Annotated in this window: 14 protein-coding genes; 10 read left to right on the top strand and 4 right to left on the bottom strand. The window is 61.4% G+C overall.

What is annotated here, in order from left to right:
* Positions 1–158: 158 nt before the first annotated feature.
* Both pyc and NL154_RS20395 read left to right on the top strand, forming a co-directional pair.
* The gene (gene pyc, locus NL154_RS20390; RefSeq protein ID WP_221146177.1) at positions 159–3,623 is read left to right on the top strand and encodes a pyruvate carboxylase; all 3,465 of its coding nucleotides are present in this window, start codon (positions 159–161) and stop codon (positions 3,621–3,623) included.
* 188 nt (positions 3,624–3,811) lie between these two features.
* A complete protein-coding gene (locus NL154_RS20395) occupies positions 3,812–4,384 on the top strand; it encodes an NADPH-dependent FMN reductase (RefSeq protein ID WP_210632684.1) in 573 nt (190 codons plus the stop codon).
* 154 nt (positions 4,385–4,538) lie between these two features.
* On the opposite strand, the gene NL154_RS20400 is transcribed toward NL154_RS20395, so the two are convergent.
* The 3 genes from NL154_RS20400 to NL154_RS20410 all read right to left on the bottom strand — a co-directional run bounded on the left by NL154_RS20400 (position 4,539) and on the right by NL154_RS20410 (position 6,959).
* The gene (locus tag NL154_RS20400) at positions 4,539–5,300 is read right to left on the bottom strand and encodes an amino acid ABC transporter ATP-binding protein (RefSeq protein ID WP_221146179.1); all 762 of its coding nucleotides are present in this window, start codon (positions 5,298–5,300) and stop codon (positions 4,539–4,541) included.
* Positions 5,297–5,977 (bottom strand): amino acid ABC transporter permease, encoded by a 681-nt coding sequence (locus tag NL154_RS20405; protein ID WP_221146182.1) that lies wholly within the window; start codon positions 5,975–5,977, stop codon positions 5,297–5,299. Before NL154_RS20405 ends, NL154_RS20400 begins: the two co-directional genes overlap by 4 nt.
* Before the next feature lie 208 nt (positions 5,978–6,185).
* Complete coding sequence (locus tag NL154_RS20410; RefSeq protein ID WP_210632687.1) at positions 6,186–6,959, bottom strand: amino acid ABC transporter substrate-binding protein; 774 nt, start codon at positions 6,957–6,959, stop codon at positions 6,186–6,188.
* A 321-nt stretch (positions 6,960–7,280) separates the two neighbouring features.
* Between NL154_RS20410 and NL154_RS20415 the strand changes: the two genes are divergently transcribed.
* The 4 genes from NL154_RS20415 to hisC all read left to right on the top strand — a co-directional run bounded on the left by NL154_RS20415 (position 7,281) and on the right by hisC (position 11,739).
* Positions 7,281–8,057 (top strand): DeoR/GlpR family DNA-binding transcription regulator, encoded by a 777-nt coding sequence (locus NL154_RS20415; protein ID WP_210632688.1) that lies wholly within the window; start codon positions 7,281–7,283, stop codon positions 8,055–8,057.
* A 63-nt stretch (positions 8,058–8,120) separates the two neighbouring features.
* On the top strand, positions 8,121–9,314 hold the full coding sequence (locus tag NL154_RS20420; RefSeq protein WP_210632689.1) for an MFS transporter: 1,194 nt from the start codon (positions 8,121–8,123) through the stop codon (positions 9,312–9,314).
* A 96-nt stretch (positions 9,315–9,410) separates the two neighbouring features.
* On the top strand, positions 9,411–10,661 hold the full coding sequence (gene ispG / locus NL154_RS20425; RefSeq protein ID WP_210632690.1) for a flavodoxin-dependent (E)-4-hydroxy-3-methylbut-2-enyl-diphosphate synthase: 1,251 nt from the start codon (positions 9,411–9,413) through the stop codon (positions 10,659–10,661).
* A 16-nt stretch (positions 10,662–10,677) separates the two neighbouring features.
* Complete coding sequence (gene hisC, locus NL154_RS20430) at positions 10,678–11,739, top strand: histidinol-phosphate transaminase (protein WP_434733259.1); 1,062 nt, start codon at positions 10,678–10,680, stop codon at positions 11,737–11,739.
* Between the two features lie 8 nt (positions 11,740–11,747).
* On the opposite strand, the gene NL154_RS20435 is transcribed toward hisC, so the two are convergent.
* Entirely contained in the window at positions 11,748–12,665 is a 918-nt protein-coding gene (locus NL154_RS20435) for a polyprenyl synthetase family protein (RefSeq protein WP_434733260.1), read from the bottom strand.
* 134 nt (positions 12,666–12,799) lie between these two features.
* Between NL154_RS20435 and mtgA the strand changes: the two genes are divergently transcribed.
* From mtgA to rpmF, 4 genes are all read left to right on the top strand, one after another.
* Entirely contained in the window at positions 12,800–13,537 is a 738-nt protein-coding gene (mtgA, locus tag NL154_RS20440; protein ID WP_210632693.1) for a monofunctional biosynthetic peptidoglycan transglycosylase, read from the top strand.
* A 96-nt stretch (positions 13,538–13,633) separates the two neighbouring features.
* The gene (locus NL154_RS20445; RefSeq protein ID WP_434733261.1) at positions 13,634–14,356 is read left to right on the top strand and encodes a DUF1868 domain-containing protein; all 723 of its coding nucleotides are present in this window, start codon (positions 13,634–13,636) and stop codon (positions 14,354–14,356) included.
* 13 nt (positions 14,357–14,369) lie between these two features.
* Positions 14,370–15,017, top strand: a complete 648-nt coding sequence (locus NL154_RS20450; RefSeq protein WP_434733262.1) for a glutathione S-transferase family protein — start codon at positions 14,370–14,372, stop codon at positions 15,015–15,017.
* A gap of 156 nt (positions 15,018–15,173) precedes the next feature.
* Positions 15,174–15,359, top strand: coding sequence for a 50S ribosomal protein L32 (gene rpmF / locus NL154_RS20455; RefSeq protein ID WP_003543812.1), 186 nt, complete (start codon positions 15,174–15,176; stop codon positions 15,357–15,359).
* The last annotated feature ends 81 nt before the right edge of the window (positions 15,360–15,440 follow it).

A 15,440-nucleotide genomic window follows, 5' to 3' on the forward strand; every position in this document is an offset into this window, starting at 1 on the left:
ATCTCGCGAAATCGCCGCCTACTGCGGGCCGACAGCTCTGGCATGGCGAGAAAGTGCGTTTCGCAGTCGCAAGAGAAATTGAACTTCCCGTGACAAGAAGTTAAGAATTTTCTTCGCGGGTGCAGCATGCCCGTGTCTGAACGACGGAGGAGACCGTTTTGCCCATATCCAAGATACTCGTTGCCAACCGCTCCGAAATAGCCATTCGCGTGTTCCGCGCGGCCAACGAGCTTGGAATAAAAACGGTGGCGATCTGGGCGGAGGAGGACAAGCTGGCACTGCACCGCTTCAAGGCGGACGAGAGCTATCAGGTCGGCCGCGGTCCGCATCTGGCCCGCGATCTCGGACCGATCGAAAGTTATCTGTCGATCGACGAGGTGATCCGCGTCGCCAAGCTTTCGGGCGCCGATGCTATCCATCCGGGCTACGGCCTCTTGTCGGAAAGCCCGGAATTCGTCGATGCCTGCAACAAGGCCGGCATCATCTTCATCGGCCCGAAGGCCGATACGATGCGCCAGCTCGGCAACAAGGTCGCAGCGCGCAACCTGGCGATCTCCGTCGGCGTGCCGGTCGTGCCGGCGACCGCACCGCTGCCGGACGATATGAAGGAAGTCGCCAGGATGGCGGCCGAGATCGGCTATCCCGTCATGCTGAAGGCCTCCTGGGGCGGCGGCGGTCGCGGCATGCGCGTCATCCGTTCCGAGGCCGATCTTGCCAAGGAAGTGACGGAAGCCAAGCGCGAGGCGATGGCCGCCTTCGGCAAGGATGAGGTCTATCTGGAAAAGCTCGTCGAGCGCGCCCGCCACGTCGAAAGCCAGATCCTCGGCGACACCCACGGCAATGTCGTGCATCTCTTCGAGCGCGACTGTTCCGTTCAGCGCCGCAATCAGAAGGTCGTCGAGCGCGCGCCCGCACCCTATCTCACCGAAGCGCAGCGCCAGGAACTCGCCGCCTATTCGCTGAAGATCGCAGAGGCGACGAACTATATCGGCGCCGGCACCGTCGAATATCTGATGGACGCCGATACCGGCAAATTCTACTTCATCGAAGTCAATCCGCGCATCCAGGTCGAGCATACAGTGACCGAAGTCGTCACCGGCATCGATATCGTCAAGGCGCAGATCCACATCCTCGACGGCTTTGCGATCGGCACGCCGCAATCCGGCGTGCCGAAGCAGGAAGACATCCGTCTCAACGGTCACGCCCTGCAGTGCCGCGTGACGACGGAAGATCCGGAACATAACTTCATTCCGGATTACGGCCGCATCACCGCCTATCGCTCGGCCTCCGGCTTCGGCATTCGCCTCGACGGCGGCACCTCCTATTCCGGCGCCATCATCACCCGCTATTACGATCCGCTGCTCGTCAAGGTCACGGCCTGGGCGCCGAACCCGCTGGAAGCCATTTCCCGCATGGATCGGGCGCTGCGCGAATTCCGCATCCGAGGCGTGGCCACCAACCTGACCTTCCTCGAAGCGATCATCGGCCACCCGAAATTCCGCGACAACAGCTACACCACCCGCTTCATCGACACGACGCCGGAGCTCTTCCAGCAGGTCAAGCGCCAGGACCGCGCAACGAAACTCCTGACCTATCTCGCCGACGTGACCGTCAACGGCCATCCCGAGGCCAAGGACAGGCCGAAGCCGCTGGAAAATGCCGCCCGGCCGGTGGTGCCCTATGCCAATGGCAACGGCGTGAAGGACGGCACGAAGCAGCTTCTCGACACGCTTGGTCCGAAGAAATTCGGCGAGTGGATGCGCAACGAGAAGCGGGTGCTTCTGACCGACACGACGATGCGCGACGGCCACCAGTCGCTGCTTGCCACGCGCATGCGCACCTATGACATCGCCCGCATCGCCGGCACTTATGCACATGCGCTGCCGAACCTGCTCTCGCTCGAATGCTGGGGCGGCGCCACCTTCGACGTCTCGATGCGATTCCTCACGGAAGATCCGTGGGAGCGCCTGGCGCTGATCCGCGAAGGCGCCCCCAACCTGCTCCTGCAGATGCTGCTGCGCGGCGCCAATGGTGTCGGCTACACCAACTATCCCGACAATGTCGTCAAATACTTCGTCCGCCAGGCTGCCAAGGGCGGCATCGATCTCTTCCGCGTCTTCGACTGCCTGAATTGGGTCGAGAATATGCGGGTATCGATGGATGCGGTTGCCGAAGAGAACAAGCTCTGCGAGGCGGCGATCTGCTATACCGGCGACATCCTGAACTCGGCGCGGCCGAAGTACGACTTGAAGTACTATACCGATCTTGCCGTCGAGCTCGAAAAGGCCGGGGCTCACATCATCGCGCTCAAGGACATGGCGGGCCTGTTGAAGCCTGCGGCGGCGAAGGTTCTGTTCAAGGCGCTGCGCGAGGCGACCGGTCTGCCGATCCACTTCCACACGCATGACACTTCGGGCATTGCGGCGGCGACCGTCCTTGCCGCGGTCGAAGCCGGGGTCGATGCCGTCGATGCGGCAATGGATGCGCTCTCCGGCAATACCTCGCAGCCCTGTCTCGGCTCGATCGTCGAGGCGCTCTCCGGCTCCGAGCGCGATCCCGGCCTCGATCCGGAATGGATCCGCCGCATCTCCTTCTATTGGGAAGCGGTGCGCAACCAGTATGCCGCCTTCGAAAGCGATCTCAAGGGGCCGGCATCGGAGGTCTATCTCCATGAAATGCCGGGTGGCCAGTTCACCAACCTCAAGGAGCAGGCCCGCTCGCTGGGGCTGGAAACCCGCTGGCATCAGGTGGCGCAGGCCTATGCCGACGCCAACCAGATGTTCGGCGACATCGTCAAGGTGACGCCGTCCTCCAAGGTCGTTGGCGACATGGCGCTGATGATGGTCTCCCAGGACCTGACCGTCGCCGATGTCGTCAGCCCCGACCGCGAAGTCTCGTTCCCCGAATCGGTGGTGTCGATGCTGAAGGGTGATCTCGGCCAGCCGCCGTCGGGATGGCCGGAAGCGCTGCAGAAGAAGGCATTGAAGGGCGAAAAACCCTATACGGTGCGGCCGGGCTCACTGCTCAAGGAAGCCGATCTCGATGCGGAACGCAAGGTCATCGAAAAGAAGCTGGAGCGCGAGGTCAGCGACTTCGAATTCGCTTCCTATCTGATGTATCCGAAGGTCTTCACCGATTTTGCGCTTGCCTCGGATACCTACGGTCCGGTCTCCGTGCTGCCGACGCCAGCCTATTTCTACGGGTTGGCGGACGGCGAGGAGCTGTTCGCCGACATCGAGAAGGGCAAGACGCTCGTCATCGTCAACCAGGCGATGAGCGCAACCGACAGCCAGGGCATGGTCACCGTCTTCTTCGAGCTCAACGGCCAGCCGCGCCGCATCAAGGTGCCCGACCGGGCCCATGGGGCGACCGGGGCGGCCGTGCGCCGCAAGGCCGAGATCGGCAACGCCGCCCATGTCGGCGCACCGATGCCTGGCGTCATCAGCCGCGTCTTCGCCTCGCCGGGCCAGGCCGTCAGTGCCGGTGACGTGCTCGTCTCCATCGAGGCAATGAAGATGGAAACCGCGATCCACGCGGAAAAGGACGGCACCATTGCCGAAGTGCTGGTCAAGGCCGGCGACCAGATCGATGCGAAGGATCTGCTGGTGGTTTACGGCGGATGAGCGACCGACACGAAAGTTTCGTCCGCCCATCCCTGCCAGGCCGGGCTGATCACCCGATTGTGTAGAGCTAGTCTGTTAAAAGGTCGATCTTTTTGAAAGGCTAGCGGCCTCCTCGCCTTGCCCGGCGGGGAGGCTTTTTCGTAGACTTACGTGCCTGCCCCTCCCAAAATCAATCAGGAAACAATTTCATGAGCAAATTGAAGATCGCCGTCATCGTCGGCAGCACTCGTATTGGCCGTTTCGCCGAACATCCGGCAAAATGGATCGCCGAGCTCGTCGGCCAACGCTCCGATCTCGAAGTCGAGGTTCTCGATCTTCTCGACTATCCCATGCATTTCTTTGGCGAAGAGCGCGCCACCACGGTGGAAAGCGACACCGCCGAGCGCTGGAAGAAGAAGCTGCGCGAATTCGACGGCTACATATTCACCGTCGCCGAGTACAATCATGCACCGACGGCGGTTCTGAAGAACGCTATCGATCTCGGCGAGTTCCTCCAGAAGCCGGTCGCCTTCGTCGGCTACGGCGGCGTCGGCGGTGCGCGGGCCGTCGAGCATCTGAGGCTGATCTTCGTGGAAATGGGCGCTGCCTCGGTGAAAACGGGCGTGCACATCGCTTTCAGCGAATATCTGAGCGTGCTCAAGGAAGGCAAGAGCCTTGGCGATTACCCGCACCTCAACGAGGCGGCGAAGAACCAGCTCGATCAGCTCATCTGGTGGGGCAATGCGTTGAAGGCGGCGCGTTCGGTCGTCACCTCAGCCTGAGGCAGATGGCTTAAAATCAAAGCGTCTCACGTGAATCACGATTCACGTGAGACAAGAGCAATTCCAGCAAAAGTGTGCAGCGGTTTTGCATTCGGAATTGCGTGAAAACATAGAGATAGAGCAATTCCTTGATTCGAAGAGAAACGGAATTGCACTAGATGTCATATGTGTGGGCAGCGTTGATCGTCGATATGAAGCGCTTGGTGCGTTCGCGCTTGGGCGCGCTGAAAATGGCTTTCGCGCTGCCCGTTTCCACCACGCTCCCGGCCTCCAGGAAGACGACGTCATTCGCGATTTTCGAGGCGAGCCGGAGATCGTGGGTGGCCATGACCATCGTCGTGCCTTCGCGGGCAAGCTGGCCCAGCACATCGACCACTTCCGCCGAGAGTTCCGGATCGAGCGCCGAGGTCGGCTCGTCGCAGAGAAGCACCCGTGGCGACGGCGCAAGGGCCCGGGCGATTGCCACGCGTTGCTGCTGGCCACCCGATAAGGTCGAAGGCCAGGCATCGGTCTTGTGCGCCATGCCGACCTTGGTCAGCAGTTCCATGGCGTGTTCGCGCGCTTTCTCCTTCGGCCACTTCAGCACCGTGACCAGACCTTCCATAACGTTTTCAATCGCGGTCTGATGCGGAAAGAGCTGGAAATTCTGGAAGACCATGCCGGTCTGACGGCGGATTTTCTGGATCGCCTGCCGGCCCAAGCGTTTGCCGGGCGCGAAGGAAAGCTCTTCCTCGCCGAGGCGGATCGCGCCTGATGTCGGGATCTCGAGCAGGTTGATGCAGCGCAGTAGCGTGCTCTTGCCACCGCCGGACGGCCCGACGAGCGCGGTGACGCTGCCCTCGGGAATGCGGAGGCTGATATCCTTCAGAATGACGGCATCGCCGAAGCGCTTCTCGATGTTGGAAAGCTCGATCATGCGTTTGCCTCCAGCATGCCGCCATAACGTGCGAAACGACGTTCCAGCCGCACCTGCAGCTGCGAGAGGACGGAGCTCAGGGCGAGATAGATCAGCGCCGCCTCGATATAGAGGATCAGCGGCTCGTAGGTGGTGGCGACGATGCGTTGTGCCGCCTGGAAGAGCTCCGGCACGGTGATGGCGGCGGCAAGCGAGGTATCCTTGACCAGCGAGATGAAGGTGTTCGACAGAGGCGGCACGGCGACGCGGCCGGCCTGTGGCAGGATCGTCCGGCTCATCGCCTGGCGCCAGCTCATGCCGATCGAATAGGCCGCTTCCCACTGGCCCTTCGGCACGGAGGAGATGACCGCGCGGATGATCTCTGAGCTGTAGGCGCCGATATTCAGGGTGAAGCCGATCAGCGCGGCAGGAAAGGCGTCGAGCAGGATGCCGATGCTCGGCAGCCCATAAAAGATCACGAAGAGCTGGACGAGCAGCGGCGTGCCGCGAATGACCCAAACATAGAAACGGGCAAGCGCCGCGACGGGCGTCGGGCCGAAAAGGCGGGCGATCGCCGTGATCAGGCCGAGGATCAGACCAAAGACGAAGGAGAGCAGCGTCAGCGGAATGGTGAAGATCAATCCCGCCCAGAGGAGCGAGGGAAGCGATTCCGCCATCAGTTGGAGCCAGTGCGGCAAGGGATATTCCCTCTCGTCGGTTGACCAGTGATACTTCGAAATACCCCTCCCCAACCCCTTCCCACAAGGGGCAGGGACTTAATCTGCCTCCCGCGCCGCATGAAATGATCACCGAGCTGCAAGTCGGGACCTCTATTTTGAGGTGAGGCGGTTCCCGGCCAAAGCCCCTCCCTCTTGTGGGGAGGGAGGGGAGTTTTTTAGACGAAGCTTACTTCGAGACGTCCTGGCCGAAATATTTGTCGGCGATCTTCTTGTAAGTGCCGTCGGCCTTGATATCGGCGAGCGCCTTATTAATCGCTTCCAGCAGTTCCGGCTCGTTCTTGCGGATGATGACGCCGGAGTAATCGGCATTTTCCTGCTGGGCGGCGATCTTTACCGGCGCGTCCGGCTTGTGCTTCTTGAAGTCGAGGAAGGAGAGGCTGTCGTTGATCGTCGCATCGGCGCGTTTGGTCAGCACAAGCTGGATCGACTGGTCGAAACCGTCCGTGCCCACGAGCTCGGCCCCGGATTCGGTGGCGATCTTGCCGAAGTTGCTGGTCAGCGACTGGGCTGATTTCTTGCCCTTCAGGTCGGCGAAGGTCTTGATGCTGTCATCGCCGTCGCGGACGATCAGCACGGCCTTGGAAGCGATATAGGGCTCGGAGAAATCGTATTTCTGCTTGCGGGCTTCGGTGATGCCGACCTGATTGATGACAGTGTCGTAACGCTTTGCGTCGAGGCCGGCGATCAGGCCGTCCCACTTGCCTTCGACGAACTCGGCCTTGACACCGAGCTTGGCGGCGATGGCTTCGCCGATCTCGACGTCGAAGCCGACCAGCTTGCCGCTTTCGTCATGATAGGTGAAGGGCGCATAGGTGCCCTCGGTGCCGATCTTGAAGACGCCGGCCGATTTGATGGCGGCGAGGTTTTCGCCGGCATGGGCGGGCAGGAGGGCCGCGACGTGAATAAGGGTAGCGGCGGCGACGGTTTTCAACCAGTTCATTGTTCTGTCCATCCTTGGGAGGTTGCGATCGGATGAGCGATACTTTGCAGAAAACTAGGGCGCCGGAAGCGTAGAAAACTGCGAATAAAAGCAGCAACTGCAAATATTTTTCTCAAGAGTCGCCCTCCACGCACGAATTCCATGAAAGTGGCGTCGCCGCGGTCACGCTCCAACCTTTCTCTCAGCGACCAATCGAAGACGCGCTTTGATGATTCAATTTTGTTTCACTGCGTCAGGAAACGTGTAACCGCGCATATTGCCTGCACGATCATAAGCGTTTATGCACGTTTATGTCAGTTCAGCGATTGATCCGGTAGGAACATGCAGGATTTTTTATTGCGAGAGCGCCAAGGCGTCATTTCCGAGCGGCTGCGGCTGAATGGCCGCGTGCTGGCGGCGGAACTTGCGCTCGAATTCGGCGTCTCCGAGGATACGGTGCGGCGCGACCTGCGTGAGATGGCGGCGGCGGGCCTCTGCGAGCGGGTCTATGGCGGCGCCTTGCCCGTGTCGCCGGCGCATGGAAGCCTGACGCAGCGCACGGGATTTGCTGCCGACCGCAAGCAGGCCTTGGCGCGGGCTGCGGCAATGCAGATCGCTGCCGGTTCCTGCGTGTTTTTCGATGCCGGGAGCACCAATCTGGCGATTGCCAATGCTCTACCTGCCGAACTCGAACTGACGGCTGCGACGAATGCGCCGGTGATCGCCGCGGCGCTCATCGACAAGCCTGCGGTCAACGTCATCGTGATCGGCGGCATGGTGGACCGGCAGACGGGTGGAGCGCTCGGCGCCAAGGCCTTGCGGGATATGGAGCAGATTTCGCCCGATCTCTGCATTCTCGGCGCCTGCGGCATCGATCTCGAGGCCGGCATCACGACCTTCGGTTTCGAGGATGCGGAGTTCAAGCGGTTTGCGGCATCGAGAAGCAAAAAGGTGATGGCGGCAGTAACCTCGGAGAAATTCGGCACGGCTGCGCCCCACAGCATCCTTCCGGTTGCGCATTGCGAATGCCTGGTCGTCGAGCACGATGCCGATCCCGGCGTTCTTGCGGGTTATCGCGAGCGCGGCTGCCGGACCGTTATCGCCGAAAAAACGAACTGAGCCGTCGTCACGGAGTTTAGAAAAACGGGGGCTCCCAAGCCCGATAGCGAGGAAAGACCGAAAATGGACAGTCATGTGAATGCGCCGTCGGGGGTCCGCAGCGGCTTCATCACCAGAAGCAGGGCAGCGGTTTCCCTGCTCTTTCTCATGAACGGCTTTGTCGTCGGCTGCTGGGCGCCGAAGATCCCGGATTTTGCCGAGCGTCTCGGGCTGAGCAAGTTCGAGCTCGGGCTGATGATCATCGTCTTCGGCGTTGGCTCGCTGGTCATGATGCCGATCGCCGGCGCGCAGATCGCCAGGCATGGCTCGCGGATCGTTGTTCGGGCAACCGCCGTCTGCGTGCTGCCGCTGCTCCTGGCTCTGACGCTCGCGCCAAACGTGATTACCGCGGCAATCTCGCTCTTCCTGTTCGGCGGCTTCATCGGCGCCATGGATGTGGCGATGAACGCCAATGCGGTGTCCGTCGAAAAATCCATGCGCCGCGCCATCATGTCGTCCTGCCATGCTTTCTGGAGCCTTGGCGGCCTCATCGGTTCGGGACTCGGCGGCATCGTGATCACCAAGCTCGGCATTCTCGGCCATGCGCAGCTGGCGACGGTGTTGGCGGCGATCTTCCTTGCTCTGGCATGGCCGATGATCCTTGCGGATCCGCCGCATCCGGATGCCAAGAAAGAAAAGACGAAGCTGCCGATGGTGCCGCTGCCGTGGCTCCTTGGATTGATGGCGCTGTTCTCGATGGTGCCGGAAGGTGCCGTCCTGGATTGGGGCGCGCTCTATCTCCGGCAGGACATGGGGGCGTCGGTCGCGCTTTCAGGACTTGGTTTCGCAGCCTTTTCGGCGACCATGGCGACCATGCGCTTTGCCGGCGATCTCGTGCGCGACCGCCTCGGGAGCGTCAAGACCCTGCGCATCTGCACGCTCTTTGCCATCGCCGGCATGCTGCTTGCCGGCCTGGCGCCCAATGCCGAGCTTGCCATTTTGGGCTTTGCCTTTTGCGGCATCGGCATATCAAACATGGTGCCGATCGCCTTCTCGGCCGCAGGCAACATTCCCGGCCTCAAGCCCGGCATCGGCATCTCCGTGGTGACGACCATGGGTTATTCCGGCATGCTGGTAGCGCCGTCGTTGATCGGCTTCGTCGCCGAGCATATCGGTTTTGCCGTTGTCTTCATGGCGCTGCCGGTGCTGCTGTTGTTCGTTCTCCTATTCTCCAAACTGGCCCATTATGCCGATGGGGTCTCTGGAGGCGGCCACTGAGCCACCTCCAGACAAAAGTGATATAGTGGGCGGTTGACAATAAAGCGGTCATGATCCACCTGAAAGGCACTGTTTTTAGGGGTGCAAGAACTCTTCATGTCCTCAGCCGCCGATTTTGATCCAAAACCGCGCCGCGCTTCCGTCGCCGTCGATGTCGGCGGCGTCATCGTTGGTGGCGGCGCGCCGATCGTCGTGCAATCGATGACGAATACGGATACCGCCGATATCGATTCGACCGTTGCGCAGGTCGCCGCCCTGCACCGGGCGGGCTCGGAACTGGTGCGCATCACCGTCGATCGCGACGAAAGTGCGGCTGCCGTGCCGAAAATCCGCGAAAGGCTGCTGCGGCTCGGCATGGACGTGCCGCTGATCGGCGACTTCCACTATATTGGCCACAAGCTGCTTGCCGATCATCCAGCCTGCGCCGAGGCGCTGGCGAAATACCGCATCAATCCCGGTAATGTCGGCTTCAAGGACAAGAAGGACAAGCAGTTCGCCGAGATCATCGAGATGGCGATCCGCTACGACAAGCCGGTGCGCATCGGCGTCAACTGGGGCTCGCTCGATCAGGATCTCCTGACGGCGCTGATGGATCGAAATGCCGAGGCCGGGTCGCCGCTGTCGGCACGGCAGGTGACGCGCGAGGCGATCGTACAGTCGGCGTTGCTTTCGGCCGCCCTTGCCGAGGAAATCGGCCTGCCACGCAACCGCATCATCCTGTCGGCCAAGGTCAGCCAGGTGCAGGACCTGATCGCGGTCAATTCCATGCTCGCCGAACGTTCCGATCACGCGCTGCATCTCGGGCTGACCGAGGCCGGCATGGGCAGCAAGGGCATCGTCGCTTCGTCGGCTGCCATGGGCTTCGTGCTGCAGCACGGCATCGGCGATACGATCCGCGTCTCACTGACACCCGAGCCGAACGGCGACCGCACCCGCGAAGTCCAGGTGGCGCAGGAAATCCTGCAGGTCATGGGTTTCCGGCAGTTCGTGCCCGTCGTGGCCGCCTGTCCCGGCTGCGGACGCACGACCTCGACCGTCTTCCAGGAACTCGCCCAGAACATTCAGAACGACATCCGCAAGAACATGCCAGTCTGGCGCGAGAAATATCCAGGCGTCGAGGCGCTGAACGTCGCCGTGATGGGCTGCATCGTCAACGGACCGGGCGAAAGCAAACATGCCGATATCGGCATCTCGCTGCCCGGTACCGGCGAGACGCCGGCCGCTCCCGTTTTTATCGACGGCAAGAAGGCGCTGACACTGCGCGGTCCCAATATCGCCTCCGACTTCGAGGCGCTTGTCGTCGATTATATCGAAAAGCGTTTCGGCCAGCGGACGGCAGCGGAATGAAGGTCCGCGCGTTCGAATGAGCCGGTATTGGTCTGATATCGTCAGCAAGCTCCGGCCGTATGTCGCGGGCGAGCAGCCGCGTATTCCCGGCCTGGTCAAGCTCAATACCAATGAGAATCCCTACGGACCGTCCCCAAAGGCGATCGAAGCGATCAGGCAGGCGGCGGACGATCGTCTGCGGCTCTATCCCGATCCCTCCGCCACGGAATTGCGCGAAGCGATCGCCGCCCGTTTCAACCTGACAGCGGAAGAAGTATTCGTCGGCAACGGCTCCGATGAGGTTCTCGCCCATACGTTTCAGGCGCTGCTGAAACACGAGCTGCCGCTTCTCTATCCCGATATAACCTATAGCTTCTATCCAACCTATAGCCTGCTATATGGTGTCGAGGCGATCGAGATGCCGCTCGACGATCAGTTCCGGATTCGGCTTGCTGATTACGACAGGCCGTGCGGCGCAATCATCATTCCCAATCCGAATGCGCCGACTGGTATCGGCCTGCCGCTGGCCGGGATCGAGGCGCTTCTTGCTGCTCATCCGGATGCGGTCGTCGTGATAGACGAGGCCTATGTCGATTTCGGCGGCGAGAGCGCCGTGCCGCTCATTTCTCGTTATCCCAACCTTCTGATCATCCAGACCTTGTCGAAATCTCGTTCGTTCGCAGGTCTGCGCGTCGGCTTCGCGCTGGGGCACCGGGACCTGATCGAGGCGCTGGTGCGCGTCAAGGACAGCTTCAATTCCTATCCGCTCGACCGCCTGGCCCAGGTCGCGGCGACGGCGGCGATCAAGGACGAGCCGTGGTTCGAAACAAGCCGGCGGAAAATCATCGCCAGCCGGGATACCCTTGTCCGGCAACTGGAAGCGTTGAGTTTCCAGGTGCTGCCATCCCAGGCGAATTTCCTCTTCGCGATGCACGAGAGCCGATCGGGCGGTGCACTTCTGGCCGAACTGCGGGAGCGTGGCGTGCTCGTCCGGCGTTTCGCCGAGCCGCGCATTTCGGAGTTCCTGCGCATCAGCATCGGCACCGACGAGGAATGCGCGCGGCTGGTCGCCGCTCTCAAGGAGATATTGGCCGCCTGACCTTCGGCTCAGCTCTTACGGTCGGCGATGAAATGCGCAGCGGCGGTGAGGATCGAGGCGCGTGCCCCATAGGGGGCGAGCAGGTCTTCGGCATCGCTGACGTGCTGGCGGAGCTCGGTCTCGGCCCATTCCATGCCATGAAGCCCCACGAGCGTTCCCTTGCCGCGGGCCGCATCCTTGCCGGTCGCCTTGCCCATGGTCTCAGCATCAGAGGTCAGGTCGAGAATGTCGTCGGCGAGCTGGAAGGCAAGGCCGATCTTTTCGCCGAAGGCGCGCAGGCGGCGGCGATCTTCGGGCGGGCTTCCTGCGATGATGGCGCCCGCCTCGCAGGCGAAGCGGATCAGCGCCCCTGTTTTCATCGCCTGCAGGCGTATGATGCCGGCCTCGTCGGGGACCTGTTTCTCGGCCGCGAGGTCGAGCGCCTGGCCGCCGGCCATGCCGCCGAGACCGGCTGCGCGGGCAAGGGCCAGCACCAGCGCTGCTTTGCTCGTATCGGGAAGGGCGGTCTCCGGCGCTGCGACGATGTCGAAGGCGTAGGTCAGCAGGCTGTCGCCGGCAAGGATCGCGGTGGCTTCATCGAACTTGATATGGACCGTCGGCTTGCCGCGGCGCAGGTCGTCGTCGTCCATGGCCGGCAGATCGTCATGCACGAGGGAATAGCAGTGAATGCATTCGAGCGCCGCGCCGACACGAAGTGCGGCCTTCCCATTGCCGCCGAGCAGGGCGGCACTTTCGGCAACGAGGAATGGGCGCAGCCGCTTGCCGCCGTTCAGCACGGCATAATGCATGGCGCTGCGCAGGGTCTCGGGCCTGGCGATTTCATCGGAAAGAGGGTCCGGTGACGACAGCAATGCGTCGAGCAGCGCCTCGATTTCGCGGGCGTTGTTCCTAAGCCTCGTCTCGAAAGTGTTCCGGTTCGCGTCCATGGGCGCTGTTTGGCATGGGGCACCGGGGCTTGCAACGGAATTGTCGATGACTGCAGCAAGATTTCCCATGTGCTCTGGCATAAGCGCCTCACAGGCGTTATGAGAACGAGAGGGAGCGAAATGGGCTTGGGACATTGGATATAGCGCCGGAGAGAGAGGATATTGCCGACATGCCGGCCCGTCGGCGATGGTTCGAAGATCGGCCCGTGCTGAGACGCGTCGGTCTTGCCGTTCTGGCCATAGTGATCCTTCCTTACGCCCTGATCTTCCTCTACCTGCTGCCCTTTATCCATCCCGTCTCGACGCTGATGCTGCGCGATCTGGTGCTGCTGCGCGGCTATGACCGCAGATGGGTATCGTTGGACGAGGTCGCTCCGGTCCTGGTGCAATCGGTGATGATGTCCGAAGACGGTCAATATTGTTTCCACGGCGGCGTCGACTGGGCGGAGATGCGCATGCTGGTCGAGGATACGCTGAAGGGCCAGGCAACGCGCGGCGGCAGCACCATCCCGATGCAGACCGCCAAGAACCTCTTTCTCTGGAACAGCCGCTCCTTCGTGCGCAAGGCGATGGAGCTTCCGCTCGCCGTCTCCACCGATTTCGTCCTGTCGAAGCGGCGGCTGATGGAAATCTATCTCAACATCGCCGAATGGGGTCCCGGCATCTACGGCGTCGAGGCGGCGGCCCAGCATCATTTCAAGGTTCCGGCCTCGAAGCTGACGCGGCGGCAGGCGTCGTTGCTGGCTGTCTCGCTCCCGAACCCGATCGACCGCAAAGCAGGCAAGCCCGGACGAGGCCTTCGCCGGCTTGCCGGCGTCATCGAGAGGCGTGCGCAGGGCTCAGGCGACTACATCAAGTGCATCTATGAATAAGATCAGAACTTGTCATTAGAAGCAGTGAACGTCATCTGACATTCTTGGTTCTGCCATATGGGCGAATGCAGTCCAATCAGAGCCCCCGAGTCGCCCATGACCGCCCCAACCTTTTCTCCCGAACTTCTCTTTTACTCGAAGACGCACAATCAAAACCCGCCCGCCCATCTCGGCAGCCGCTATGGCAAGATCGGCGGTTTCCTGCCGGAAGCCGGCAACACCATCGTCTGCCACATCGAGAAGGGGTCAAGGACCCGGGCGGTACTGATAGAGGCGCGCGAGAAATATCTAACGATGCCCGAGGCGCCGCAATTTCTCTTCACGCCGATCTCGAGCCTTCACATGACGCTTTTCGAAGGCGTCATCGAGACCAGGCGCCTGCAGGACTGCTGGCCTGCAGACCTCTCTCTCGAGACGCCGATCGACGATATGACCGATCTCATGGCGGCGCGGCTCGAATGTTTCTCGATGGCGGAGCCTTTCAAAGTCGCCGTCGTCGAAGCTCGGCCGTCGGGCCTGCTCGTCGACGGAGCGACGGAGAAGGACCGCAAGGTCATGCGCGCCTGGCGTAACGCGCTTGCCGATCTTCTCGGCTATCGCCAGCCCAACCATATGGATTACAAATTTCATGTGACCTTCGCCTATGTGATCGAGCGGCTGGAGGATGAAGCCTTGCCGCGCTGGCAGGCAATGCTCGACGAGGTGGCCGAGGATATCCGCCGCAAGGCCCCTGTTTTCGAGCTTGCGCCGCCGGCGTTCTGCGTGTTCGAGGACATGAACCATTTCCACGAACTGCTGATCTTCGATTTCGATGCCTGAATGGGAGAGGCCTATGGACAGACCGACGCTCTACATCGCCAACAAGAATTATTCTTCCTGGTCGTTCCGGCCGTGGATGGCGCTGACGAGCGCCGGCGTCGACTTCGAAGAAATCCTGATCCCTTTCGACGATGCGGGCGGCAATCCCAATATCAAGGCGATATCGCCGAGCGGCCGGGTGCCAGTCCTGCAGCACGGCGGTTTGAAGATCTGGGAATCGCTGGCGATCATCGAATATGCCGCCGAGCTTTATCCGGACGCCGGCCTTTGGCCGCGCGACCGTGCCGAACGGGCGCTCGCCCGCTCTGTTTCGATGGAAATGCTTTCAGGCTTCCGAGCCCTGCGCAATGCCTGCCCGATGAATATTCGCCGACCGAGGGGCGGGATCACATTGCCTGACGGCGTCGACGCCGACGTCAGCCGTATCGAGACGATCTGGCGAAACCTTCTGCAGAAATCCGGCGGCCCGTTTCTCTTTGGTGCGTTCAGCGGCGTGGATGCGATGTTTGCGCCCGTCGTCAACCGGTTCGACATCTATGACCTCGTCAGCCGGAAGGAGACGCTCGCCTATATGGAGACGATGAAGGCGCATCCGGCCTGGCGGAAATGGGAAGAGGCGGCCCGCGCCGAGCCCTGGATCGTGCCGGAAGACGAGGTCTGAGGCTCGAATCATCGGCTTCGCAAAAAATATGCATGGGGACTGGTCAAGGCCGCCCCTTGCATGTATAAGCGCGCAAAATTTCCGAAATCGCGACATGTCCGTTTCGGCCGCCAGTCTGGCCGTGGGAATGTTTTGCCCGCAAGTGGAGTAAGAAAAATGGCTGTACCGAAGAGAAAAACGAGCCCGTCCAAGCGCGGCATGCGCCGTTCGGCTGACGCGCTGAAGGCACCGACCTACGTCGAAGACAAGAATTCCGGCGAACTGCGCCGCCCGCATCATATCGACCTGAAGACCGGTATGTATCGCGGCCGCCAGGTTCTGACTCCGAAGGAAAGCGCATAATTTCCGATCCGGCTCGTCCGATCGCGAGTCTCAAGGCCGGCTTCACGCCGGCCTTTTGCATTTCGGCAAGATAATATTTGC

Source organism: Rhizobium sp. YTUHZ044 (genome assembly GCF_051123975.1).
Classification (GTDB): Bacteria; Pseudomonadota; Alphaproteobacteria; order Rhizobiales; family Rhizobiaceae; genus Rhizobium.

Coding starts and splice junctions, on each gene's coding strand:
- rpmF (WP_003543812.1), top strand. CDS start 15,174: ATGGCTGTACCGAAGAGAAAAACGAGCCCGTCCAAGCGCGGCATGCGC.
- NL154_RS20420 (WP_210632689.1), top strand. CDS start 8,121: ATGGACAGTCATGTGAATGCGCCGTCGGGGGTCCGCAGCGGCTTCATC.
- NL154_RS20400 (WP_221146179.1), bottom strand. CDS start 5,300: ATGATCGAGCTTTCCAACATCGAGAAGCGCTTCGGCGATGCCGTCATT.
- hisC (WP_434733259.1), top strand. CDS start 10,678: ATGAGCCGGTATTGGTCTGATATCGTCAGCAAGCTCCGGCCGTATGTC.
- NL154_RS20415 (WP_210632688.1), top strand. CDS start 7,281: ATGCAGGATTTTTTATTGCGAGAGCGCCAAGGCGTCATTTCCGAGCGG.
- NL154_RS20450 (WP_434733262.1), top strand. CDS start 14,370: ATGGACAGACCGACGCTCTACATCGCCAACAAGAATTATTCTTCCTGG.
- NL154_RS20410 (WP_210632687.1), bottom strand. CDS start 6,959: ATGAACTGGTTGAAAACCGTCGCCGCCGCTACCCTTATTCACGTCGCG.
- NL154_RS20395 (WP_210632684.1), top strand. CDS start 3,812: ATGAGCAAATTGAAGATCGCCGTCATCGTCGGCAGCACTCGTATTGGC.
- ispG (WP_210632690.1), top strand. CDS start 9,411: ATGTCCTCAGCCGCCGATTTTGATCCAAAACCGCGCCGCGCTTCCGTC.
- NL154_RS20445 (WP_434733261.1), top strand. CDS start 13,634: ATGACCGCCCCAACCTTTTCTCCCGAACTTCTCTTTTACTCGAAGACG.
- NL154_RS20435 (WP_434733260.1), bottom strand. CDS start 12,665: ATGGACGCGAACCGGAACACTTTCGAGACGAGGCTTAGGAACAACGCC.